The organism is Arachidicoccus rhizosphaerae (assembly GCF_900107765.1).
Taxonomy (GTDB): domain Bacteria; phylum Bacteroidota; class Bacteroidia; order Chitinophagales; family Chitinophagaceae; genus Arachidicoccus; species Arachidicoccus rhizosphaerae.
In genome coordinates this window covers 1-26779 of record NZ_FNQY01000006.1, presented here as the reverse complement: position 1 = coordinate 26779, position 26779 = coordinate 1, and the positions used below count along the sequence as shown (strand labels likewise).

18 protein-coding genes are annotated in these 26779 nt (G+C 43.4%); 2 read left to right on the top strand and 16 right to left on the bottom strand.

Annotated features, from left to right (window positions below; genetic code table 11):
* Positions 1 to 202: 202 nt before the first annotated feature.
* The 10 genes from BLU80_RS06620 to BLU80_RS06570 form a co-directional block, all read right to left on the bottom strand.
* Positions 203 to 1282, bottom strand: a complete 1080-nt coding sequence (locus BLU80_RS06620) for a T9SS type A sorting domain-containing protein (protein WP_091395459.1) — start codon at positions 1280 to 1282, stop codon at positions 203 to 205.
* A 24-nt stretch (positions 1283 to 1306) separates the two neighbouring features.
* Positions 1307 to 1873, bottom strand: coding sequence for a phage tail protein (locus BLU80_RS06615; RefSeq protein ID WP_091395458.1), 567 nt, complete (start codon positions 1871 to 1873; stop codon positions 1307 to 1309).
* 442 nt (positions 1874 to 2315) lie between these two features.
* Positions 2316 to 3410, bottom strand: coding sequence for a magnesium/cobalt transporter CorA (gene corA, locus BLU80_RS06610; protein WP_091395457.1), 1095 nt, complete (start codon positions 3408 to 3410; stop codon positions 2316 to 2318).
* Positions 3411 to 3491: 81 nt separating this feature from the next.
* The gene (rodA, locus tag BLU80_RS06605) at positions 3492 to 4832 is read right to left on the bottom strand and encodes a rod shape-determining protein RodA (protein WP_091395456.1); all 1341 of its coding nucleotides are present in this window, start codon (positions 4830 to 4832) and stop codon (positions 3492 to 3494) included.
* Positions 4833 to 6941 carry a penicillin-binding protein 2 gene (gene mrdA, locus BLU80_RS06600; protein ID WP_091395455.1) on the bottom strand — a complete coding sequence of 703 codons (2109 nt, stop codon included), beginning with the start codon at positions 6939 to 6941 and terminating at the stop codon, positions 4833 to 4835. It abuts the gene before it with no gap.
* Positions 6942 to 7361: 420 nt separating this feature from the next.
* Positions 7362 to 7883, bottom strand: a complete 522-nt coding sequence (locus BLU80_RS06595; RefSeq protein ID WP_244518788.1) for a rod shape-determining protein MreD — start codon at positions 7881 to 7883, stop codon at positions 7362 to 7364.
* A gap of 15 nt (positions 7884 to 7898) precedes the next feature.
* The gene (gene mreC / locus BLU80_RS06590) at positions 7899 to 8759 is read right to left on the bottom strand and encodes a rod shape-determining protein MreC (protein ID WP_091395453.1); all 861 of its coding nucleotides are present in this window, start codon (positions 8757 to 8759) and stop codon (positions 7899 to 7901) included.
* A gap of 355 nt (positions 8760 to 9114) precedes the next feature.
* Complete coding sequence (locus BLU80_RS06580; protein ID WP_091395449.1) at positions 9115 to 10140, bottom strand: rod shape-determining protein; 1026 nt, start codon at positions 10138 to 10140, stop codon at positions 9115 to 9117.
* A 196-nt stretch (positions 10141 to 10336) separates the two neighbouring features.
* Complete coding sequence (locus BLU80_RS06575) at positions 10337 to 11629, bottom strand: hypothetical protein (protein WP_139188098.1); 1293 nt, start codon at positions 11627 to 11629, stop codon at positions 10337 to 10339.
* A gap of 215 nt (positions 11630 to 11844) precedes the next feature.
* Positions 11845 to 13062: an alanine dehydrogenase gene (locus tag BLU80_RS06570; protein ID WP_091395445.1), complete on the bottom strand. Its 1218-nt coding sequence runs from the start codon at positions 13060 to 13062 to the stop codon at positions 11845 to 11847.
* Between the two features lie 286 nt (positions 13063 to 13348).
* Here BLU80_RS06570 and BLU80_RS06565 point away from each other — a divergent pair, with 286 nt between their 5' ends.
* The gene (locus tag BLU80_RS06565) at positions 13349 to 13852 is read left to right on the top strand and encodes a GNAT family N-acetyltransferase (protein ID WP_091395442.1); all 504 of its coding nucleotides are present in this window, start codon (positions 13349 to 13351) and stop codon (positions 13850 to 13852) included.
* A 22-nt stretch (positions 13853 to 13874) separates the two neighbouring features.
* Here BLU80_RS06565 and BLU80_RS06560 read toward each other — a convergent pair whose 3' ends face one another.
* Positions 13875 to 16247: an ABC transporter permease gene (locus tag BLU80_RS06560; RefSeq protein ID WP_091395441.1), complete on the bottom strand. Its 2373-nt coding sequence runs from the start codon at positions 16245 to 16247 to the stop codon at positions 13875 to 13877.
* A gap of 253 nt (positions 16248 to 16500) precedes the next feature.
* Between BLU80_RS06560 and BLU80_RS06555 the strand changes: the two genes are divergently transcribed.
* Entirely contained in the window at positions 16501 to 17337 is an 837-nt protein-coding gene (locus tag BLU80_RS06555; RefSeq protein WP_091395439.1) for a DUF6159 family protein, read from the top strand.
* 334 nt (positions 17338 to 17671) lie between these two features.
* On the opposite strand, the gene BLU80_RS06550 is transcribed toward BLU80_RS06555, so the two are convergent.
* The 5 genes from BLU80_RS06550 to BLU80_RS06530 form a co-directional block, all read right to left on the bottom strand.
* Positions 17672 to 18097 (bottom strand): helix-turn-helix transcriptional regulator, encoded by a 426-nt coding sequence (locus BLU80_RS06550; protein WP_170831168.1) that lies wholly within the window; start codon positions 18095 to 18097, stop codon positions 17672 to 17674.
* A 28-nt stretch (positions 18098 to 18125) separates the two neighbouring features.
* The gene (locus BLU80_RS06545; RefSeq protein ID WP_091395428.1) at positions 18126 to 18380 is read right to left on the bottom strand and encodes a hypothetical protein; all 255 of its coding nucleotides are present in this window, start codon (positions 18378 to 18380) and stop codon (positions 18126 to 18128) included.
* Positions 18381 to 18801: 421 nt separating this feature from the next.
* A complete protein-coding gene (locus tag BLU80_RS06540) occupies positions 18802 to 20544 on the bottom strand; it encodes a glycoside hydrolase family 43 protein (protein ID WP_211481774.1) in 1743 nt (580 codons plus the stop codon).
* Positions 20545 to 21009: 465 nt separating this feature from the next.
* Positions 21010 to 22995: a RagB/SusD family nutrient uptake outer membrane protein gene (locus tag BLU80_RS06535; protein ID WP_091395417.1), complete on the bottom strand. Its 1986-nt coding sequence runs from the start codon at positions 22993 to 22995 to the stop codon at positions 21010 to 21012.
* A gap of 11 nt (positions 22996 to 23006) precedes the next feature.
* Entirely contained in the window at positions 23007 to 26087 is a 3081-nt protein-coding gene (locus BLU80_RS06530; protein WP_091395414.1) for a SusC/RagA family TonB-linked outer membrane protein, read from the bottom strand.
* Positions 26088 to 26779: the final 692 nt, after the last annotated feature.

Sequence of the window (26779 nt, the reverse complement as noted above, 5' to 3'; positions counted from 1 at the left end):
TTCTTGCACTTTTTGATAAAAATACACTGAAACACTAATATACGCATAATTAGCTAGTTAAATAGGAGTACCTAAGCCCTTTCCTAAAAACGAAAAGGCTTAAGCACTCCTATTTAAATATAGAGGGGGGCAACGCAGAAACATCATAAGTTCGATACAATAGCGCAGCACACCTACTGCTCCTTTGAACCCTTAAGAGCCATTATTTCTTTATAAAAGAAGAAGATTGTCCTTCTATTTTAAGGAAGTACAGTCCGGCAGCCAAAGACTTAATATCAATCTTATTATTGGCTGCATCAAGTCGAATATCTTTAACTTTTCGTCCCCTTGAATCATAAATAACGCCCTCAATAGATTTTGGAGACCAAACAAAAATATAATCAATGGCTGGATTAGGGAAAATGGAATAGCCGGATTCTGCGATTGAAGAAACCGTGATGACTTTACTATAAGTACTCAGACCTTCTTTATCAATAATCCTTAATCGATAACTAGCCGTTTTTGCAGGTTGCACCGTATTAATTACATAATGACTGTTATCGCCCTGGGCATTCTCTTTGCCCAAACGGGTAAAAGACGCACCATCAATAGAACGTTCTACTTCAAAATAATCGATTCCAGTCTCTATTCCAGTACTCCATTGGATATAGGTATAACCGCTTTTCTGATAACTGCTAAAATCATTAAAAGTTACAGGGGTGGCAATATCAACGGTACCCCAGCTAAGCGCATCCAAAGCCAAATACTCAAAATCTCCGGTTGTATTGATTACAAATGCATCAATGGATTTATTGGAATTATCAGCTCCTCCATAAGAGCTCATGTCAAATTTTAAGAATCCATTATTTGTCGTAATCGGAACAGAACTTAATGTTGAACCAACAGCGGTAAAAACGGTTGCTCCTAAACGTACGCCAGTAATTGTCACAGTCCCTGTTCCCGCCATCAAATTACTATTGGAAAGAAAAAGCCACATACTTTTCAGTGTAAATGGGGCACCATTATTTGTACCAATGGTCAATTGAACGGTTTGGCTAGGATTGGCATAGTCAGTATTATCAATAAAGGCATCATCTGCCGTGGATCCATTCCAACCATAGCCATTATTATCTTTATAAATATCAAAATAACTAGACTGGGACGAGATATTAAATACCTGGCCATTACTGGTAAAACTAGTTGCTCCTGCAGTCTCACCCTCAAAACTTTCTAGTGTTACAGTCTGCGCCAATAATAATGCAGGAATTAAAATTATCAAGATTAAAACGTAAAGTTTTTTCATAAATTCTAATTTAAAATGAATAATCTAATCCCTGGTTGGATAAACTCCTGCTAAACAAATAATATAATTGACCCCCAAACTAGGTTGGATATTATTTATGGGGATACCAGACCCCGTTATACCAACACTAACAGCTAAGCCTCCAATCTGGGTATTGGGCTCGGAGGCGCTATAGCCTAAAGTGGCTTCAAAGGTCCTTCCATTTTGGTATCCCGGCGCGGCTAATGTACTATTTTGTGACGCAGCGGGCACCGAGGCATTCCCTTTGTCCACCGACATCGAGGCCATTACAGGGTGCGTATGAGGCGGCAAATTAGACGTTAACAGGGTAGTTGTTTCGGTACCAATAGCCTGTCCAAGATTATATGGCTGCAGCCCCGGGCCAGCACTTGCCCCTGCATGTACAGGTACCCGACTTCGCAAATCAGGTAATGCAAAAGTAGTAATCCCATCCCCTCCATACACAGTACCTAAAAGGGAAAATAAGGCTGTATTACTAGCGATGGATAATAGCTGACCATTGCAAAATGCCCAGCCTCTGGGTGCAAAATTTCCGGCAAAAATTTTTATAACGCCGAGGTACTCCTCCATAACATGAATTTTTAAAATGTGAATAAATAAAATCTTGATGAAAATAAATATCTTAGAAACCTTATTTACACAATAAGTAAAATGAACACGCAATATCGCAATACGATGCTCCCATAAACAATCAATACATAAAAGTTCTCAAATCCGCCGACCACGCAAAATCTTCAACCCTTTTTGATTAGCTAAAGTTAATTATATTTTTATTTCTCCCATAAATTTATCATTCTTATTGGAAAGCAGTTGCCCAATCATTTATACAAAAAATCAAATTTTAAGCGTTATGCTAAAAAACAAACCTTCACTAACTACTGTCATTCAGCAAGATACAAATAAATATCGGTTGCCTGTTTTAATTGTCACATTCTGACAACCACATTTTCTCTATAACCAGCAGTTAATATTTTATCCAGTAAAACAGGAAAATAACTGACCTGCTTTACTGCTAAAACCAACCTTTTTTCCTAAAAACAAATACCATCCATATAGGAATGAGTAACATAAGGGCTACAGCCACCGCAAAACCGTAGGTGTTATGTAGTAAAGGAATCTGCGCAAAGTTCATCCCGAAAATCCCGCCGATTACCGTGGCAGGCGCCAATAGACAGGTCACCACCGCCATGACTTTCATGGATTCGTTCATCTTCAGATTGGCCATATTCATATGCAGGTCCTGCAGATTAGACATACCTTCCCGGTAGTTCTCCACCATTTCTACTGCCTGCAGTATATGATCATAGATATCTTTTAAATACCGAAGCGTTTTGGTATTAAATAGGGCGTTTTCATTTTTGTTCAGGCTGCTGATTACATCTCTTGCCGGAAATATCGTTCTCCTGAACAGCAGTAGTTCTTTGCGTAAAAAGAGGATATAGGACATACGCATCTGCGCGTTGGTTCGGATCAGCTGGCTTTCTCCCCGCTCCAGCTTTTCTCCGTAGGAGTCCATGGTGGTAAAATAATCATCCACAATGGCATCCACCAGGGAGTAATACAAAAAGTCCGATCCATACTGCCTTATTTTACTTAAAGGCGACTGTAATCTTTTCCTTATTTCACCAAACGCATCCCGTGTTGCTTCTTCCTGAAAGGTCAATACAAAGTTTTTTCCCAGTACCAGAGAAATCTGCTCTCTGCTGAGTTCATTGTATTTACTTTTATCCAGAAAAAGCTGATAGAGCAGACAATAGACAAAATCCTCAAAAATATCACTTTTGGGACGCTGGTCAACCGACAAAATATCTTCTTCAATTAACTGGTGTATACTGAACTCCTTACAGATCTGACCGACTTCCGCCCTGCGCAGCCCGTCAATATTAATCCAGACTTTTTTGGTGGTATCGATTAATTGCTTGCACTCACCTATATCCGTGAGATCTATTTTCTCTATCGTTTTTTCATCGTATACATAGGCCGTGATTAGTGATTTATCCGCATCTTGACGCAGGGTATTATCTGTCGGATTCTCAAAAACAAGCCGGCCGGCAGATTCTCTGGTCGGCAGCCATATTTTGAAAAAATTACCCTTTTCAAGTTTCATGATCTATCAGTTTAATAAGTACTTAAACGTAACCTGCTGTTTTAATAATCCTTTCCAGGGCCTTTGCAGAAGCGCCAATGATCAGCGAAGAACCATCTGACGGTCTGCATCCAGTCTGAGCATGATAAAAATAAGAATGGTAAAGGTCACCAGAGAAGAGCCCCCGTAACTGACCAAAGGCAAAGGAATACCCACAACAGGGAACAGCCCGACGGTCATACACACATTAATAGCGATATGCATCAGGAAAATACTGGCCACGCAATAGGCATACACCCGGGAAAATACACTTCTTTGCCTTTCCGCTATTTTTACAATCCTGAACAGTAATGCCAGATAGGTAAGCAGAAAAGCCGCACAACCCACAAACCCGAAGGCCTCCCCTATGGAAGTAAACACAAAATCGGTCTGCTGTTCCGGTACATATTTACCCCTGGTCTGCGTTCCTTTTAAAAAGCCTCTGCCAAAAATGCCCCCGGAACCAATAGCGATCTTACTTTGACGCACATTATAATCATCCGGTTTTGCATAACCCTTGTTTTCTTCTTCCCTGGCAATACTGCTTTTATTCTTTGAACAGTCATATACCTTTCCCACCATCGCATATACACGGGTCGATTGGTAACACTGTAATATATTATTAAAGATATAAGGAACGGCAAAACGCTGTATGCCCACGCAGGCACCCCAGATAAGAATGATCAGCCCAAGGATTGTCTTACTGCGCTTAATCTTCTTTCTTAACAGGTAAATCATTGCAATGGCAATAGCGGTTAAGATAATAGCCAGCAAATCCGGATCCATAATCAAGGTCGCTACGACCAGTACCCCGAAGGAGAATCCGATTAAAAGAATGGCTCCAGGCAGTCCTTCCCTGTACATCACAATAAAGAAACAACAATAAACAAGTGCCAGTCCGGTTTCGTTCTGCAAAATGGACAGCATGGCCGGAAACATGGCAATAACCGTTGCGATAATCTGTGAGCGGAGCTTGGTAAAATCCAGCTCCTGCATGGATAGGTATTTAGCCAGTGCCAGAGAGGTAAATATCTTACAGAGTTCTGCCGGCTGCAGATTAAAGCCTCCTCCCAGAGGTATCCAGCTTCTGGATCCGTTAATGTTTTTCCCCAGTACAAAGGTTGCCAGCATGAGCAGAATCCCGAACAAATAGGCCAGATTGGCAAAGGCGGTATAGAGCTTGGAATCACTCAGTAAGATAAATATAGCCAGGATGGCACACACCCCTGCAAAGATGAGTTGCTTGCTATACTCTGTCTGACCAGAAATAAAGGCAGACACCCAATTGACATCCGGATTGTACTCTACCATAAATATGCACAGAATACCAATACCGACCAGTGCAGCATATAAAAATACCACCACCCAATCTATTCCTTTTGCTAATTTTTCTTGCTGATACATTTATTTTCCTGCGTTTTTATGAGGAGGGAATCTAAGCGGCCACATTTTAGTGCGCCAGTCAACCAGCATAGCCTCTCTCATTGAATCTTTTTTTGTAGAATCTTTTTTATGGCTGTCTGCCTGAGTGAGTAACTGCAGGCTATCTGCAATCTCCGCTTTTTGCCTGGCCAGCAAGGTAGAATCCTTACGTTTTTCTCTTTCCCTTTGCTCTGCTGCCCTTAAAGAATCCTGGCTCCTGCGCCAGCTGTAAACCTGACCCGGGATTAGGTTGGCTTTAGAAAGCCTTTCTACATCCGCCTTCGTATCTTCTGTCAGTGTATCATTCAGATACTGCTCCATCATGTGGGCCGCAATGGGCGCAGCCCATGCGGATCCATATCCTGCATTCTCTACATAGACCGCGATGGCTATCTGGGGATCCTCAATGGGGGCATATGCCACAAAGACCGCCAGGTTCTTCACCTTAGGCACCTGCGCAGTACCGGTCTTACCTGCAAATAAATGTCCCGGAATCTTCACGGCAGAGGCTGTACCCTCAGAGGCTACATCTTCCATCCCTTTTTGAACGGATCTGAAATCCGCATCGCTGATATTTAAAGGCTTGTGTTTTACATGATATCTGGCCAGAAAACTGGTATCTCCCAGCTGAGGATTTTCTATACTGTCGACAAAATGCGGTGTATAGTACCAGCCCTTATTGGCAATAATACAAGCTTCATTGGCGGATTGCAAAGGAGTAGCCGTCATGCGGTCCTGTCCAATACCCATGGTCACCATATTACAGGAGACCCAGCGGTTACCATAATCATGATTATATTCGGTAGTATCTGGAATATTACCTGCTCTTTCTCCCGGTATATCTACGCCCAGATGCGTTCCGAAGCCAAATCCGTGCATATACTCCCGCCAACGGGCATATCCTTTACGGGGGGACCCGTATTTAGGATTGTCGATGGTCATCCTGAATACATTACAAAAATAGGAGTTACAGGAATGCGCAATAGCCAGCTGCATATTAGCCGCATGGCCGGCCCAGCTTTCATCGCATCTGACCCTTTTACCACATGCCCAGTAGGCGCCCCGACAATCGTAGCCATAAGAAGGCGTTATTACCCCCTCGTCCAGCGCGATCAATGCGCCTAAGGGTTTATAGGTTGAACCCGGGGGATACATCCCGGCAATCGCTCTGTTATAAGTAGGCCTTGTTGTATCCGTCACCAAAAAACCGATATGACTTCTGTATTCACTGGGTGTCAGATCATTGGGATCAAAAGAAGGGGCCGTTACCATGGCGATGATACCGCCTGTTTTGGGATTAATGGCCACTGCTGCTCCCAGCTTATTTTCAAATAGTTTTTCTCCCAGTTTTTGTGTCTTGACATCAATGCTGGTATAAAGACTTCTTCCCGCTATGGCGGTGGTATCATAGGCTCCTCCGGCGTAAGGTCCCTGAATCCTGGAGCGGTTATCTCTGAGGTACCTGTTCACGCCCCTTTGACCCATCAGCACTTTTTCGTAAGATTTTTCAAGGCCTACTATACCGATATAGTCCCCGGGCTGATAGCCTTCTTCAGGATGCTCTTTGAGGTAATTAGAGGAGACTTCGCCCAGTCTGCCCAAAAAATTGGCCCCGACATGATAAGGATAAGTTCTGACCGGTCTTTCCTGTAAGGCAAATCCCGGAAACTTATATAAGCTCTCATTTAGTTTGGCAAATAGTTCCTTGGTCAGTAAAGGTTCAAATGTACTGGGTTTAAAGCTGCTGTTCTTGATGATAGCCGTAATCATTCTTTTATGATACTCGGCGGTATCAATCCCCAGAATTTCACAAAGGGCGGCCGTATCGACGCCCTTTCTGGCCTCCGTGGGCGTTACGGTAAGATCGTAGTTGATCATATTATCAATCATGGCATGCCCCTTACGATCATAGATAATGCCCCTGTCCGGATATATGACTTTACGGAAAATGGCATTATTTTCTGCCTGCAGCCTGTAGGAAGGTGAAAATAGTTGCAGATTGAGCAGTTGCGCCATAATGATGACGAACACGACTATAAATATCCCAAGGATAATTCTGCTGCGTGACTGGTTGTTAATTTGTGTAGCCATAATAAATCACCCGGCCCCTTGACCTGTTAAGTAATGCTTGATTGATTGCCTATGGTAACGCGGGATCCGACCCTTTTCCCCAAACGCCGGCTGCATCGTTACAATAAGTTGTAATTTACGGATTATTAAGCACATATCGAGCCATTATTAAAGGATATCCGTGTACTAATAAATTGTTATCCTGATGTAATGTTCTATATGTTGTGGATGCTTTCAGATGCAAAGCTACAGATTCGCATAATTGCCTGGAGAACTAAGTGGAAAATTATTTGGAATATTTTTTTTATGAGTGCCGCTTCCATAAAAAGCGTGTGAAGCAGTGAGAAGAACGGTCAACTTTTATCCGCCTTCTACTGGGACATTCCTTATCCAATGCAAGGTAAAGCGGGGAATGATATCCTTTTTTCCGCTTAAGATTAATTAACCGGCATTCGTCTTGAACTTCACTTTTCTGAAAAACAGCAGCTCGGTAATAAAGATCAGAATCAGGCTCAAAGTGGTAGACCCCAGCACCTTTCCGATAAAAAACAGAAAACTGCCAAAGCTCATCCATTCTATAAAAGTGAGGTATATATGATAAATTAAGGTAAGTATTACTATATATATCGTATAGGGGCCTATGCCGATGCTTTTGGTACTGGGATCAGAATAGGTGATCTCCGCTTTTTGCTGCGGTAATAATAAGTTTAATAAGAAAGGTCTCAGATAGGCAATGAGTACCATGGGTGCGGAATGCAAACCCGGAACACCGGCAAAGTAATCCAGTGCCAGCCCGAATACAAAGGCAATGGCCATGAGCGCCACCCTGGAAAGATTAAAGGGTAACCATAAGATAAACAAAAAGGCAATGGATGGTTTAAGATACTGATGGAGCAGCGGTACTTTATCCAATACAAATACCTGTATCAGGATAAAGAAAATAAACCGCAATATATTTTTCATCAGTACACTCATGGTCTATTTCTGGGCTTTTGCTTCTATTTGTTTTTGTTCGTTACTATAGTCGTTTTTAATGACATATACATATTGCAATGTCCTGAAATCCGTTCCGGTGAGTACCCGGATCTGATAATAGTTACTGGTGGGATCTTCCTGACTTACCGTAACCACCCGGCCGATCATCAGGCCCTCCGGATAATTTCCGGAATAATTACTGGTGACCACCGTATCGCCCTTGGCCACCTTCGTTCTTTTAGGGATTCCGCTGAGGGTCAGAAATCTTGGATCCTTCCCGTCCCATTCAACCAGTCCCGGCATAAAGCTCTTTTTCAGCATGCCGCTCACGCGGCTGTTATGGTTAAGCAGACTCATCACCAGGCTGTAGTTATCGCTTACCGCAACCACATGCCCTACGATGCCACTGGGTCCGGCCACCGCCATATCCTTTTTAACCCCTTGTCTGGCTCCTTTCTCAATGGTAATAAAGTTATTTTCGTTGCTTAAGGAGTTGCTGACCACTTTAGCCTCAAAGTAATGATATTTACGGATGGCGCCCGTGGTATCCAGGTTAGCCGAATCGATCAGGGTATAGATATTATCCAGGTGCAGGGAGTCCGCATTTCTGACATACTGCGACAAAGCGGTCCTGAGCGCCGCATTTTCTGCAGCCAGCTTTTTGTTCGTGCTTTTCAGGTCAAAAAAGTACTGGATATTATTGTATTTCTTTTGAATATCTCCGGTAAGTGAATGGGCCGTGTTGGAGTAGGCAGCCTCGTAGGTCTTATTATAATTTACCAAAAACGAGATACTCAGCACCTGAAATATCAGGAACATAAAAAAGGTAAAAAATCGCCTTATAAATAAAAATATATTCTTCACGCCCTACCTTGTCTTAAAAATACGGGTATCGGTTTATGGAGATAATACCTGCCTATTTTGATAGCGGTATTATCAGTGGCCAAAAATACAAATTCCAATCAACAGCTCCTTTAAAACTTATACAGTCATCTGAATAACCGTCAGAAGCACGGGAGACCATTACCTTGAAACCCTGATTGTAATACTGGCCGTAGCCCTCAGCTAACAGGCAGGTTTTTGACCTGCCTGTTAGTGTATGGACATCTCCATTGAGCCTTCTTAAAAATTCCAATTGTTTTTCTGTCCGACTTAGTTTTTCCTTTTATCTGTTGTCAACAGCGCTGCGGTATATGCCGCCGGAACGCCGGCCGTTTTACTACCGCATAATAAACGGAAAACGTTGGTAGTGCTTTAAGGCAATACCCGTGCCACGAACAACGCTTTTCAACGGATCGTCCGCAATATGCACCGGTAATTTAATTTTCTGACCCAGGCGTTTATCCAAACCGCGAAGCAAAGCTCCACCACCGGTCAGATATAATCCACGGCGATAGATATCCGCTGCCAGTTCAGGAGGCGTCGTTTCTAAGGCTTTTAATATGGCTTCTTCAATTTTGAATATGCTTTTATCCAGGGCTTCAGCAATTTCCTGGTAGCTGACCATAATCTGTTTAGGGATGCCCGTTACCAGGTCACGGCCGTTTACCGGCAGATCATCGGGCGGATTATCCAGGTCTTTCATGGCGGCGCCCAGCTGAATTTTAATCTGTTCAGCCGTTCTCTCACCAATCAGCAGGCTATGGTAACGTCTGAGTGCTTCCATAATATCTGCGGTAAACTCATCCCCTGCAATACGGATACTCTGATCACAGACGATCCCAGCCAGGGCAATAACGGTAATACCCGTGGTACCACCTCCAATATCAATAATCATATTACCCACAGGCTCTTCCACATCGATACCAATACCGATGGCGGCAGCCATGGGTTCATGTAATAAATAAACTTCTTTGGCACCCGCCTGCTCCGCACTGTCGCGAACCGCTCTTTTTTCTACTTCCGTGATACTGGACGGGATGCAGATCATCATCCGCCAGCTGGGGGGGAACAGTGGTTTTTTGGGATGAATCATTTTGATCATTTCCCGGATCATCAACTCTGCGGCATTAAAGTCGGCAATTACCCCGTCTTTTAACGGACGGACGGTTCGAATACTTTCATGGGTCTTTTCGTGCATCAGCAAGGCACGTTTCCCAACGGCCAGCACTTCTTTAGGATTATTGCGATTCAGGGCCACAATGGAGGGCTCATTTACCACAATTTCTTCATTATGAATAATTAAGGTATTAGCGGTGCCTAAGTCCATCGCTATTTCCTGCGTAAAAAAATTAAAAAGTCCCATGCGATTTTATGCTGCGTTTATGTGTTGAAGGTGCAAAGTGACGCTAAATATAGTGAAATAACAAAACAGATTTTTAGAATTATTTTTCCTTTATAAATGTTTGCGTTATTTTAACACCGTGGCGTCATCTGCGTCCGGATTCATAGATTTTGCAGCGAAAATAGCAGATTATTCTTGATGCGGAAATTTTAATTTTCTAATGGTCGGCAGCCGCCATTAAAATCTTCTCTTTAAACCCGTCAAACCATTTACGGGTAGCATCCGCATAGAAAGGAAGTAAGGTCTCTGGGTATTTTTTCTCCTCAAATAAAAGGATATTCTCAGCAGCCTTCAGCTGATTCTGGCTCATGGCCAGATCCGCTGCCGCTGTATAGGCGAACCGGTAGTTATTCAGGACCTGTATATTGTCTTTATTATAAGTAAAATCCCCGTCATCCTCTATGGACAGTTCATTTAAGGTAGCCAGGCGGTTTTCCAGGCGTGTCAGGGAAGTGGCCCGCCAGCTGGGAACAATTTTTAGCGTCAGGCCTTCCAGAGAGGCATAATTATCCACTCCCAGATATAAGCGCATCTCGTCAGGCACGTCGGCCGCGAAGTAAACGTCACTTTTGAACCCGTTTTCCTGCAAAAAATCCTTTAAAATGATATCGCTGCGCAGCATGTAGCTTCCCTCTTTGGGGGTCACTTTCCAGACGATAGCCGTATCTCCTGCGATGCCTGCTTTATTTTTTATGGTGAATTCTTCCTGTTTCCACTTCCTGGATTTGATTTTAGCCAGATCTTCCGCTCCGAAACCAAATTGCAAGGATCCTTTTTTACGAAGATATTCCGGATACCACTGCGTATTTAAGAAGTTCAGGCTGATGCAGTGTACCTGCGGTTTATAATTTTTTACCAGTTGCAGATAAGAAATATAATAAAAATAGACGTCCCCGTTGGCAAACAGGTAAGCGCTGTCTGTGCACTCGTCCAGCACCTGTTTAAAATAATCTTCCACACTGGCGTTAATGCCGCCATAGACTTTTGCCTGCTCCATACACCAGATGGCAGAGTCTTTATTGCCTGCGCTCAGGTAGCGTTCCGCCTGTGCACCCCAGACCGATAATATTTTTGTGTGGGGATCAAAGAGCAGGGTTTCCCCTGTATACTTATTGTTGCTGGAAAGGTCTATGCTGTTGACAAAACAGTCGGAGGCACGTCTGGCAAGTGCAAGGGTAGAAGCATGCAGTTTTTCCAGACTGGAAGTATTAAACTTATCGATGGCTGTTCCCAGAAAATACCAGACCTCCGGATTACCCGGCTGCTGTACGGCCAGCTCCTCTAAGGTACGCCCGGTTGACACATAAGCCTCGGCAGGCTGTCCTGCCAGGCTTCTGAGGTCATTTTTTGCCTTTTGAAAGGCGGTGTTCCAGGCCGTAGAGTCCCCTTGCGCTCTGACTATCAGGCACATCCCAAGACCTAAAACCAAAAAACACCATTTTCTCATCATAATACTCAGTTGAACCCCTTTTGTTGGAATTCCATGTTGGAGTTGCGGCCACAAAATAGCGAATAATTCTAAAAGCGTCCTGATTTATAGAGACTATCCATAAGGTGCTTCATAGAACTGGGGTATTTGACCGCCACTTTAGCATTTTGTTTAAATTCTGAAGAAATTCTTTTAGAGAGTCTGGTTGAACCATCAACCAGACTGATCAGGGAAGTTTAGCGCCTGCTGGTGGCCAGCAGCAGGTTCAGATCTGTATATTTAAGGTTAAAGCGTTCACTCAGATAGAAATTGGTGACCTGGCCTTTAAACATATAAATCCCGTTTCTTAAATTGAAATTATGCCATAGGATTGAATCCAGTCCGCCCTCATCTGCAATTTTTAAAAGCATGGGCATCAGCACATTAGAGATAGCATGGCTAGCCGTTCGGGCAAAGCCGCTGGCAATATTGGGCACACAGTAATGAATCACATCATGCTTTCTGAAGACCGGTTTTTCATGAGAGGTCAATTCGCTGGTTTCAAAACAGCCTCCCCGGTCAATACAGACATCTAAAATAACGCTGCCCGGCCGCATTTTAGCCACCATGCTCTCTGTCACCACTATCGGGACCCGGCCTTTTTCACTGGAAAGAGCTCCTACGGCCACTTCACAGGTCTTCAGCTGTTTAGCCAGGATTTTCGGTTCAATGACACTGGTCCAGACCCTGAATCCCAGGTTATTCTGTAATCTTTTAAGGCGGTAGACATTGTTATCAAAGACTTTCACGGAAGCCCCCAGGGCGAGCGCCGTGCGGGTGGCAAATTCTCCGACCACCCCGGCTCCGATGATAATGACCTTAGTGGGCGGGATACCGCTGATGCCGCCCAGTAGTACCCCTTTGCCATTATTGGAACAGGCCAGAAACTGACCCGCTAACAGCATGGCGGCACTGCCGGCGATCTCACTCATGGAACGAACAATGGGGAAAGTACCGCTGTCGTCTTTCAGCATTTCAAATCCCAGGGTGGTAATTTTTTTTCTGGACAGCTCTTCCAAAATCTCTTTTTTTATCAGAGAATGGTTCAGCGGGCTCATAATTATCTGCCCTTTTTGAAGTTTGGGCAGATCGGACATGGTGATGGGCGCACTTTTAATCAGCATTGGCTGTTTAAAAACTTCATCCGGATCGTGGGTAATCCTGGCGCCGGCCTCACTATAATCCTTGTCGCTGAATTTGCTACCCTCCCCCGCTTTGGATTGAATCACCACGCTATGACCATTGCCTACCAGCACGCTGACCGCCTCCGGAATCAGCGCAATACGGTCTTCCTGGAAGGCATCTTCTTTTGGGATGCCGATAGCTAACCGGGCACTTTTTCTTCTAATGTCCAGGGTTTCTTCCAGAGTTTCATAACTGAAAGCGGTCGTTATAACGGGTTTTGATGCTGCCATCCTTTACTTTTCGGTGGGTAAATTTAACGATTTTGGCAGTACGGGGGTAAATTTAATTTATAAAGGCCTATAAACGACGATTAAAAAGGCTAAAGCCTCCTCATAAAGAAAAACCGGATACCTGCTTATTGGAATAGTAACCTGTAATCCCATCCCCTTTTTGCAACCATAACATTTGGTATTTTTGCCGGGGTGCAGGTAGAGATAAGCCCGCTCTTACTGCACAGATAATCCCTATTTTTACAATCGCCCTGTCTAAAGACAACAGGGTGCAACTTACCAGATAATGACGACCATCAGAACCGCAACACTGAAAGACCTGGACGCTATCCACCAAATTGAAACCGAGAGTTTTCCGCAGGCAGAAGCCGCCAGCTATGAACGACTTTTGGCACGTCTACAGGTATTTGCTGATCATTTTTGGGTGATGGAGATGGATGATACCATAAAAGACGAGCCGGTCATCGCCGGATTTATCAATGGTATGGTAACTGGTCTTGATAAAATAGAGGACCAGATGTTTGAAAACGCCTCCTTGCACGACAATAAGGGTGAGTGGCAATCTGTTTTCGGGCTGGCCGTGTCCCCTGCTTTCAGAAATAGAGGAATTGCCGCTCAGTTGATTTATCACCTGATTGCTGATTCCACCGCTACCGCAAAGACCAGCATTACGCTCACCTGTAAAGAACACCTGGTAAAATATTATCAAAAGTTCGGATTCCGGGATGCAGGCATCAGTCAGTCTAATCACGGCGGGGCGGTCTGGCATGATATGCAGCTCAGGTTATAAATGATCGTTTCGCTTACCTGGATTATTCCGATTTTAAACTATTGACAGGGTTTACCGTGGCAGATTTAATGGCAATAAACAAAACGGTCAATATGGTTATGCCAACAATAGTTAAGGCCCCGGCTAGGAAACTAAATACGCCGACAGACGCCTTATAGGCGAAGTGGTTTTGCCAGCGGGCTGTAATCAGATAAGCCACCGGCATGCCGATCAGTACCCCTAAAAACACCAACCGTAAAAACTGACCGGTAATCAGGCCGATGATGCTTTTAATATTGGCCCCCAGCACCTTTCTGATGCCTATTTCCTTTCGCTTCACTTCTGCCGTATACAAAGCCAGTCCAAATAATCCCATGCAGGAAATGATCAGGGCTACTACCGAAAAAGCATTCAATAAACTGCCTGCTCTTTGCTCCGCCTCGTATTTTTCCGCAAAACGCTTATCCAGAAAGCTATAGGAAAAAGGCGCGTTACCTGAATACGCTTTATAAAGTCTTTCAGTCTGCTGAATGGCTGAGCTGGCAGTTCCGGCAGTTGTACGCACATACAGAATATTTTTAAATCCACGGCTATCCATAATCAGTGGGCCGATTTTCTGGGTCAGCGGTGCATAGTTAAAATCCCTTACCACCCCGATCAGTTCTCCATTCACCCCTGCGTAACTGATCTTCTGACCCACATAGGGGACCCGGAGCGCCATACGTTTGGCAGCGGCCTCGTTTACAATAAATTTATTACTGTCTGATGCATCGCCGGTAAAATTGCCTCCCGCGACAAAATGAAACTTCATCATATCTATAAAGGCTTTATCACCGGACATCCCGGTAAAAAGCGTTTTATCGTTATCTGGCTTTCCTGGCCAGATGACGTCGCTTGTTGAGTTTTGAACACCGGACAGATCATATACGTCTGCTACTCCAACGCCCTGTATAGCCGGATTTTTCAGCAGTTCGGCTTCCAACTCGTCCCCTTTATCCACCATGTTATTGGTCATCGGTGCCACAAAGGCATAGCTCCTGTCAAATCCAATATCTTTCGTACTCAGAAAATGCATCTGTTTATGGACGACTATGGCGCCCATAAGCAGAATAAAGGTGGCGCCAAACTGAAGGATGACCAGCGCTTTTCGTAGGACGGCGTACCGGCCTTCCTTCACCCCACCTTTTAAACCTGATACGGTTCCAAGACCCGACAATAAATAAGCCGGGAAAACGGTGGCCAGCAGTAAAGTGCTTATCAAGACAGCCGTGATCATCAGTAGCGTCACAGCATCTCCCTCAACCACGCTTAGCCAGGCACCCGTAAAGCGGCTCACATAAGGCAGCAGGCTATACACCAATACAAGAGAAAAGGCCGTTGCTATCAAAAAAACGATACCCGCTTCTGTCATAAACATATTAAAGAGCTGCGACTTATTGGCGCCATTCATCCTGCGCACCGCCACCTCTTTCACTCTGGTCAGAGACCGGGCCGTGGTCAGGTTCATATAATTGATACAGGCCACAACCAGGATGACGATGGCCACTAATAGCAGCATCTGCACGATTCTAAGATCTGAAGGGTTGCCATCCGCTGAGACCAGGTGCAGGTCTTTTAAAGGTTGCAGGGAAAAACGCATGGACTGATCCTTTTGCCTGGCATAGTTTTGCGAAATAACTGAAGCAATGGCCTGTGGTTTTACCTGAGGATCCAATAATAAATAGTCATTAAAATTGATATTATCCAGGGTCTCATCCAGGTAATCCGGATGATGAATATAACCCTGCGCCATCATTCTTCTTGAAAAAGCGCTCATCGGGAAAAAAGCAGTGTATTGTAAAGTAGAATTTTTAGGGAAATCTTTCAAAACGGCCTCTACCGTATAAATATCTCCAAAATAGCGAATCTTCTTTCCCAGCACACTAGCGCTGCCAAACAGTCTGATGGCAAGATCCTGCGTAATGGCCGCCGCATTGATATCTTTCAGAAAACTTTCTTTGTTCCCATACAGTAATGGAAAATCGAAAACCTTCAATATATCCGGATCCGTATAGGCGATATGGTTGCCGTCAAAAATCTTTGATTTATCATAGTTGGAAATATTCTGGTCATCCCATGATTTCATACGAATGACCTGTTTGATCCCCGAAGCTCCTTTTGTCAGAACGGACAACCCACTGGGGCCCTGGTCCCATGTCACGGGTCCGTCTTCCGAACCGATGGTGGTATTCAGCCTGTAGATGGAAGCGTACTGCTCATGGAACCGGTCAAAACTAAACTGATAATGCACCCAAATCAGTACCAAAATACTGGTGGCAATGCCGATGGTCAGCCCCGCTATATTTAAAAGACCGTAAACCCTGTGCGCCTTCAGGTTACGCCACGCAACTTTTATATTGTTAATCAGTAAATACATACATTTTTTTGATATATACAGGTCTCCAACAAAATGCCATTATAATAAAATATTAATTATCAACAACTTACAAAACTAACGATTATATATACTGTCACAAAACCGAACAGTCTGATGTCCGGTTTCGCTCATTTTGACTGATGGCGGCAGATTGCTAAATCAAAAATAACGGATATAAAATACTGACACTCAAAATTTATTCTATATTTGATATGGAACTGCATTTATTACGAACCTTTTAAATTTTCATCTTATGGGATTTATGGACAAAGTCAGAAACGGCTGGAAAATCTGCGAGCTTTCCCTGGAAGTACTCAGGTCCAACAAGAAGCTAATCATTTTTCCAATGATTTCCTGCATCGCACTTTTTATAATCATCAGCTCTTTTGTATTCGGATTCGGTTACTTCAATAACTGGCATTTTGAACAGCTCAATGACCCGGATCATTACATCAAACGCTATTCATTTACGTTTTTGATTTATCTGATCAGTTACACGGTAGTCATTTTCTTCAATATCGCACTGATGCACTGCGTCAGGCTTTATTTTGAAGACAAAGAGGTTAGCCTGTCTATTGGTATTAAATATAGCGTCAGTCGTCTGGGCTATATCCTGTCCTGGGCACTGTTTGCTTCCACAGTCGGGCTCATTTTAAAAATCATTCAGGATAATGTGGGCAAGCTGGGCAAAATTCTGGTAGGGTTCTTAGGGATAGCCTGGGGCGTTTCTACTTTTTTCGTAGTGCCTATTCTGGCCTATGAAAATAAAACACCCTGGAATGCTTTAAAAGAATCCATTTCCATGATGAAAAAACTCTGGGGTGAGAGCCTGACGGCTGGCTTTAGCTTTGGTATTTTACAGCTATGTGCAGTGGTTGTGTTTTTATTAGTTAGTTTTATCGTGGGTCTGGCCAATATCTATCTGGGCATCGCTCTTTTTATATTAGGCATGGTTTTGACTTCTTCCGTATTCAGTGCCCTGAACAGCATTTTTATCAGCGCCGTGTATACCAAAGTCTCAACCGACATTGATGTCAAACAATTCTCAGCAACAGATGTTAATCAGCTTTTTGAATCCAAAAAGAAATAAGCTGCTTTCAAATTGAAAAATAAATAGCTCCAGTCTACTATAAAAGGCTGGAGCTATTTGTTTTAGGCGCTTCCGAAATTATCATTTTCACACAGTTATTTGAATATCTTTAGCTTTTAAAATTTTGTGTACATCGATAAGCGACATGGGGTAGTTGCAAAATTCTGTATCTTTTGTATTGGCATATAACACCCCTCTTGTCGTACTTGCTACAATACTTGCTAAATGCTCTGCAAAAATCCCTGGTAAAAGAAAAACACAACGCAAACCCTATTGAAAATTTATTTTTAGTCATAACTTACAGTATGCGTTGAAATAGTTCTTGATTATTTTTTTAATAATCTGCTTCATTTACAGCACAATTATTCAAAGGTATATTCTTACAAATTACTCTTTCACCACCCCTCTTATAAACTTGTGACTGCTCAATAGGATTAGACACTACTTCAACCTTGGATCTATTAAAGGGCACTTCAATTAATTCAATGCCTAAATAATTTCCAATACGGAACAAAAGATCCAAACTGAAATTATTATCCTTTCCCTTTACCCATTTATTAACCATTTGAGGACTTACTTCCATTTTATCCGCTAAATCTTTCTGGCTCCATTTTAATTCTTTCAAGCGCCTCAAAATTAAAATCGAAATTTTTTGAGCAGTTCTTCTTAATTTCTTATTTGCATTCCTCTCATTTAGCCAATCCAGAGTATTGGAGTCATCTGTAGATACCAGTTTTAAGAAATTTTCCTTATTTGTCATAATTATTTTCATTTACAAGCTCATAAAATTAGTCTTCGTCAAAAATACCATTATCCCTTAGATAATCTTTTACTGATCCTAATCGCTCCAATTCCTTTAGTGTATGGAACCTATGTTCCATTAGATGCTGTAAGGGCAGTTTGATAGCACCACCAGTTACCAAATACATATTTTCACCCATGCGAATTGCATACGTTCTTAAATAATTGGGACGCCTGACTTCTGCTTTCCCCCTCCTTAATGCAATTTCAACTGCCTGATATTCAAAAAGCTGAGTATTCATTAATTTGCTAGCCCTCATAGTGAACCGCAAACAGATTACCTGCAACCAATAAGAACTACCTTCACAAAATCAACTTTTAAGTTTATTTTTTAACATTCAAAATAATAATAACCATATGATTTTTTTAAGTCATATCAGGTACCTTACTGCATTCTTGGACAATATTGAAGTAATCATTTAATGGCTGTTTTGAAAAAAACAATAATCTCTTTCATATACAAGAATCGCAAGTCTTACAAAACTAAAAAACTAGATGCAAAATTCAAATCATTTAATCAATTTATTTAAAATTATTAATCATTGAAAACCAACATTTATGTCTTCTTCCGTCTTCAAAAATTTTTTCAAACGAATTACTCTCTTTGCGCTTTTAAAAGGCTATCCTTTCAAGTAGTCCCAGATCTCATGAGACCAAGTCCCTTTACAGCCTATCCGTCTTATCCGCACCCTGATATCTGGTCCAGTTATACAACGCTTTGCCAGAACTAGGTACCCCCTGAGATGTGGCATATAACCCCAGCATACACCCTATAAACCCTCCGGCTGCATGTGTACTTAAAGGACGCGCATCCAGATTATCCTTCAGACTTTCCCATTTTTTACGCTCATCGGATCGGTATAAAAAACTATATGTTGTCCCTTCCATATTTATTTTGATTTCAACGGCCTCTTCATTTTGCTTAGGATTTCTTGCTGGCAGTGATTTTTCTGCTAACAGCTCCATCCCCTTCCCGGTTGAATCTGCCTGATAAAGTTGTATAACAGAGACGCCGTTTTTTGCTGAATAGGACTTGCAGGCATAATAAAAATGGGTTTCATCCTGAAAGACGCATACACCCGCTTTTTCATTGGATTTTTTCGTATCAAAAATAAGATTAACGGTAAAGCTTCCATACAGATGCTGCTGCCTGCGGCCGATAAAGGCCGGGTTACCATACTCCAGAATGGTCGCCGGTTGTACATTTAGCAACAATCCCTGACCTCCTATGGCCTCCGTTTTAAAACTGCTGCTGTCTGCGCTTCTTAAAAAGACATAAGATTTATCCAAAGGCCCTTTAAAATAATCCGTATACGTAAAATTACCATTCACAGGTATCCCTGATGGATGGCCTTTGTCCGGGAACCGGGCTTCATAGCTATACTTAATCCTTTCATGGGGACTTGTTACAACCGGCCAGTCATTTACCCAGGTTACGGGGGCCAAAAAGGTCTCTCTGCCCGTATTATAGTAGTCTGCCTCATAAGGGCGAACCCCCAGAAAAAATGCATAGGTTTTGCCGTCAGGACCTATAACCAGCTGCGCATGACCGGTAGAGGTAATAGGATGCTCACGGTTTTCAGGCAAATCCCTTTGCGTTAAAATGGGATTATGCTCATAAGGCAGGAAGGGGCCTTTGATGTTTTTACTTCTGAATACAACTTCCGAGTGATGGATGGCTGTGCCTCCTTCCGCTGCATACAGATAATACCAGTCATTTCTTTTCAGTAGATGTGGTCCTTCTATCCATTGAGGTTCAGTACTGATATCCACACCGCCATTGACCAGCATCCTGCTTGTGCCAATCACTTTCAGGTGCGTATAATCAAAGTCATATAACCTGAGTGCTCTTTGTCCATTATAAATGGTTTTCCCATCCGGACCGCCGTTATACACAATATACGCACTGTCTTTTTGCTCATCAAAAAAGATAGAAGGGTCAATACCCTGGACTTCGGGTAAAAACACCGGATTACTCCAGGGACCTGCCGGATCGGTAGCCGTCACCACAAAATTTCCGCCGGTATCTACCTGGGTACAAATCACGTAAAACAGCCCCTTATAATAACTGATAGATGGAGCAAATAAACCTCTGGTCATTCTGGCTCCCATAAAGTTCATTTGATCAGGCCTGGTAATCACATTTCCTATTTGTGTCCAGGACATCATATCCGTACTATGAAATACAGGTATCCCCGGGAAATAGCTAAAGGTAGAATTAATCAGATAATAATCCGACCCTCCTGCCTTGTCCACCCGGATAATACTGGGGTCGGGATAAAAACCCTTGAGTACCGGATTACGCAGCGTTATGGGTACAGGTTGCTGCGCCTGAACTGTTGCTTGCGTCGTACTCAGTACCAGTATACCCAACATGATTTTTGACAGGGCCTTAAACTTATTCATATCCTTTGATTATTTTCTTTACTTACGTTATTAAAAATCAGGTGTTCCGGCTTATTTAAAAATACGTGAAACGCATCTTTTTTTTGCAAAAAACACCGGTTAATCTTTCAGTAGCCTACATGCGCTTCTTTTCCCCGGAACCTCTTTAAAATTAAGCTTTCTGAAGTGTTAAACAGCCTGTATTTTTCAAATAATGACTGCCCCGGTTACTACAACGCCCCCCTATCTCTATATCAGAAAAGGGGTCAGGCCCCGGCTCACTTAACGCTCAGCCCTGACCAGCCCCCATTCTTTTGTTATAGACCATTCTACTCTTCATGCTATTACTAAACCGCCACAGACCGCTTATTTTAATTTTTGACTTTTAAAACTGCGTCTTCCGCCAGTAGTATCCCAGGCCTCAGCATCCGCCCGTGACAGTTTGTAATTTTCTGTTCCTATTCATTGGACGCAAACCTGATCTCCTTATTCATATCCCGGATTCTGATAGGCCGCTTTATCTGCATCAGACATCTGCAGGGCATCCATTTCTCCTTGTGGAACCGGCCTCAGATACAGATAATTATTAGCCCCATAATCCCTGGTAAAGGTTTTTGGAGAGTGGTCATACCAGTTGGTGCCTGCAATCTGATAGGTACCGCCAAGCTCTGCCAGTTTTTGAGTACGCACCAGATCTAACCAACGGTATCCTTCTCCAAAATACTCTCTGGATCTTTCCGCCAGAATATAATCGATGGTAATGGTGGCAGGCGTAGCCGCCACCATGGCTGCGCTGTTATCTGCAATTTCTGTCTGGTTTTCGGCCAGATTAAACGTCCATTTACCGGCACGGGCACGGATTACATTAATCAGGTCTCTGGCCGTCATGCCGGATAAGGAAGCTGCACCCTTAACGGCCGCCTCAGCTGCAATAAAATACAGCTCAGAGAACTTGGCAATATTATATGGGCGCGTACTACCGGCATTAGGCTGACCGAGTCCCGTACCATTATCCGTACGGTAGGGCCCTAATTTCCAGTTTCCGGGGTAGGCAATTCTATTGAGATCATCCAGACTGATGACAAAATCAGAACGGTTAGGCAGGGTTCCGGCCCCTACATTACTTTTACCTGCATCAGAAGGATAACTGATTGATCCGGTATAGCTGCCCGGCGTAACAAAACTTAAAACGGGATCGCCGTTCTCAATGGGCAGGCTGTTGGCATTGTACAGCGTAGCTGCGGCTACGCCACCCTTAGCCCAGTTGCCTCTGTATACCGTCACAAAAGTACCGTCAAACCTTGAGTCACTAGTCTTATCCGCAAAGGTCTTGGTAAAGACGGCCAGTGGAGGCACCATCATCGTCCAGGGACGACCCAGACTCTGCACTGCTTCTCTTTGAACGGAACTGGTCGTTGCACTCCAGGAAGCATCATTGCCGGAACGGATTGTCGTATAATTCCAGGTCGGGAACCAGCCGGCAAAGTTATCCGGTGAAGAGCCCGAGCTATACGTTAAACTGCCACCGTTATAGGTCTCACTGGACTCCGTATGGTCTGCATATAGCAGGATCTCCATATTACGGTCGTTGGTTCCCAGGTTGACATCGTAAAAGGTCGGCTCCAGTCCGAAAGGTCCGGGATTATTAATAGCCGTTGTGGCGACGTTATACGCCTGCTGAAAATACCAGGCAGCATCATGACCGTCCGGATCCTTTCTGTCGGCAGCAGGGTAAGTGGGGATATTATTGGGATTTTGTAACCACCAGCCATAGGTCAGATAGGCCTTTGCCAGGTACAGGCGGGCAACGGTTTTGGTTACCCCTCCTTTTACCCTTGGATTATCCGGCAAATCGGCTACCGCTTCTGTCAGGTCTTTAAAAACCGCCTTGGTATAGACTTCTGGTACGGTATTTCTGACAGAGGTACGCACCGTCGTCGTATTAAATTTAAGTTCACCGGCGCCCAGATCCAGCGGCACACCGCCGAAAGTCTGCACCAGGGAAAAATAATCAAAGGCTCTGAAAAACATGGCCTCAGCAATAAGTGAAGTCGGAATGGTATCGGAAGTTCCGGCTTTCTCTGTGTTCACGAGCGTGGCATTTTCAATAACGCCGTTGGCGGTATTGATATCTCCGAAGGCGGTATTCCACAGGACGTCAGATCTGCTGCTGGAGGGCGTAACCTGACCCACGCCTGTCAGATCCAGGTCTTTGATATTGGCATCGGAGTTCTGTCCCCAGGTTGCTTCATCCGTACCGGTTTCGCTGGCATTATAATAATACCCGTTTCCATAAACATAGCGCAGGTTGGCGTACATAGCGGTTATACCGCCTTCAACGCCGGCCTTGGTCTTAAAATATTCAGGGGTGAATATGCTGCGGGGCTCTTCATCCAGGATCTTGGAGCAGCCCATCATGACGCTGCCTGCCAAAAAAGCCCCTATTAATGATTTTGTGAGTATGCTATTCATCTTCGTCGTGTTTAAAAAGTTAAATTAATACCTATCATATAGTTATGGGTAGAAGGGGTATTATAACCCACTGTCAACAGGCGACTGAGTGCAGCGCCATAAGGCACGGCTGCATTCTGGCTGTCATTTCCATAAGAATTGGTTTCCGGATCCATTCCGGAAGCTTTATGATAGGGAGAGAATAGTACAAATGGATTCTGAACCGTAGCATAAGCCCGTAGCTTTTGAATACCTGCTTTTTTCAGACCTTTGCCTGCAAAATTATAGCCCAGGGTAATGGTCTGAATCTTCAGATATGAAGCGTCAAAATATCCCAGCGTAGAAGCATATTTGGGGTTATTGCTATTAGTGATACCTCCTGGCAGCGGGTAGCGGGCATCCGTATTATCCGGGGTCCAGTAATCAATCTGAATCTGACCTCTGCGTCCGTCTTCCAGATTTAAATACCCGGCTGCACCATACAAGGTACTGTTGAGGATACCTCCGCTTTGAAAACTACCCACAATCGTAAAATCAAAGTTTTTATAGGTAACCCTGGTATTAAACCCACCCTGGAAGTCAGGATCAGCATCCAGTATCTGGCGGTCATCTGCGCCGATGGCTCTTGTAGGCGTGCCATCATCATTATAATCACCGGTATACAGTACTTTAATCATCCCGACATTCCCACCCGGTTCATAGTTTTGTAAGTTGGCATCACCTTCCTGCCAGATACCTATATTTTTATAGTCATAGATGACATTTAGCGGATGTCCTACAAACCACCAGTTGGATTCATCTCTGGTCTGACCGGAAGCCAGGGAAACAATCTTGTTTTTATTACCATAGAAGTTAACGCCGGCTTCCCAGCTCCATCCGTTCAGGTTATCCAGGATAATACCGTTCAAAGAGATTTCCCAGCCCTTATTGGAGGTCGCGCCTACGTTGCCCACATAACTGCTGACTCCTGAAGTGGCAGGCAGTCCAACGCTTAACAGCAGGTCCTTGGTATCGGTGGTATAATATTCGACCGTACCGGAAAGTCTGTTATTAAACAGTCCGAAATCCAGTCCGATATTTTTGGTATTGGAATATTCCCAACCTAAATCACTATTGGGCAATTGAGATACGTAATACCCGAAAGCACCCTCTGTTCCAAAGTTATAAGGTCTTGTACTCAGTAATCCCAGCGTGGCATACGGGGCGATGGCCTGATTGGAGGTCTGTCCGTAACCCACACGTAACTTTAACTGATTTAACCACGTAACATTACTCATAAAGGCCTCCTTGTCAATATTCCAGCCGGCAGAAATGGCCGGATAGCTATGCCACTGATGACCTTTGGCGAGCCTGGAGGAGGCGTCTGCCCGGAAGGTTGCACTCAGCATATATTTATCGGCGTAGGCATACATGATACGTCCCATATAAGAGGTCAGGCCGCTAACCTGATAGATCTGCTGACTGGGATCAATGGTAATATCTTCCGTAGACTGTCCCAGGTTAAAGTACTGAAAAGCATCTGCCGCAATTCCTTTTCTGGAAATGGCATTTTTAGTGTATTTGGTTTTTTCTGCAGAGTACAGGGCCACCACATTAATATGGTGTTTCTCAGCAAAAGTCCTGTCATAGGTTAAGATATTTTCCAGTGCCCAGTTGGTCGTCGTTGCATTACCGATAGAAGCGGAGGATAAATTATCCGGTGTTGAGCTAAACACCCCTTCACCCGTGTAACTGCCGCTGTTCGTCGTTCTGTAGTTGGCACCCAGATTGACCCTATACTTTAAGCCGGTAATCCAGGGAATACTCAGCTCGCCATACAAAGAGTTATAAGAGCCGAATGAGGCATCATGATCTACATATTTATCTCCCAGGCTTTCTATTGATTTTCTGGTATATACCCACTGTTCATCCTGCGGCATACGAACCGTTCTTCTGAGCGATCCGTCCTCATTATAAGGGCTGGCCAGAGGAGACATGCTAAGCACTCCATATAAACCCATATCAGCGCCATCCACCGTGTTAAAGTTATTATTCGTGGTAAAGCCAAAACGGAAGTATTGCCCGATGGATTGATCCAGAGATCCTCTGATGGAATACCTGTTGTATTCCGATAAAGGTATCACCGCCTGATCTTTATAATAACCGGCCCCAAATTTATAACTCCCCCCTTTGGTTCCGCCTGCTATACCGATATCCTGGTTGGTCACAATACCCTGGCGGTAGAATAAATCCTGCCAGTCCGTATTTGTAGAATCATTTTCATCTACCCCGTTGGAGTTTTTGCCAGCCAGTTCTCTGAGTTTTACATACTGCGGCCCGGTCATCATAGGGTATTTAATGGCATCCTTGATGCCATAATATCCGTTATAGGAAACAGTTGCTTTCTCTCCTTTATGGCCTCCGTTAGTGGTAATCAAAATAACGCCATTGGCACCTCTGGATCCATAGATTGCCGTAGCAGAGGCGTCCTTTAAGATATCAATGCTTTTAATGTCATCGCTGCTGATATCGGCAATGGTTCCGGCAAACGGAATCCCGTCCAGCACGATCAGGGGATCATTGCTTGCAGTCAGCGATCTGGTTCCGCGAACTCTTATTTGCATGGTAGCTCCGGGCTTGGAAGAAGTCTGTACCAGCTGCACACCGGGCATCCGGCCCTGTAAGGCCTGCGATACGTTGGAGGCAGGAACCTCTCTGAGTTGATCTCCGCCAATGGTAGCAACGGAACCGGTAATGGCTTCTTTTCGCTGGGTACCATAACCTATCACCACAACGTCTCCCAGTTTATCCGATTCACTATGTTTAAGCGTTACATCCAGGGAACCCTGCCCTGAATAAGTCAATTCCTGTGTGGCATACCCTACATAAGTAAACCTGAGGACAGCTCCCTGATTTGCTTCAATAGAGTAACGACCATCTTCTAAAGTAAATGTCCCTTTTCCGGTGGTGACATTTAAAACAGAGACCTGCGGCAGTGCGGCACCACTGGTATCTGTGACCTTACCGGTAAGTATATTTCCTCCCTGGGCCATTGAGAAGCCCGGAATGAATAAACCTGCGGTAATCATCAGTAAAAACGGAACCATAAAGTTCCTTAGTTTCAACTTTTCCATAAAGACCAAGATTTTAATTTTTTTGCGAAAGGTTTTGATTTTGTGTATTGCAATCGATTGTTATTGCTTAGAAAAAAAAGGGCTAGCCGCTTAAATTAATCATTAACGTTTTCATTTAAAATGAATAAATAGGTTTAATTAAACTCTTTAATACTGTTGCCATCCTATTCTCAGATAGGATAGGTGAATCTGTACTCCTTCTTTTTATATCGTGCTTGCTAAAGTAAGAAAGTTTATCAATTAATTGCAATCGATTGCAACTTATTTTTTAATTATTTTTTACAAATTCATAAAACATAAAGTTAATTAATTAAGGTACAAATGGTTAGATTTATAATAAACAAAATAAATGCAATAACAATCGATGGCGATGGCTTAAAACATATACAAAAACTTAACAATTATTTGGTTTTAGGATAAATATTCAACCCTAAGGAGTTAATTACAAAATTTGAAATTAAAACATATTATTGATTATCTATATAGTTACGGAAAAATAATTCGGCCAAATTAGGAGTTTGCATTAAAATCATTTTTGTTTATACGCCGTACGTATAATAAAAAGGCTTGATAATGAATTCTTCTGCTAGATTCCGATCAGGGCTGACGCATTAAAATTATTTTATTGAGTTATCCACATTTGAGGGTTCCTGTGTATTTGGCTCTAATATTAGAGTTTTTATTCACATGAG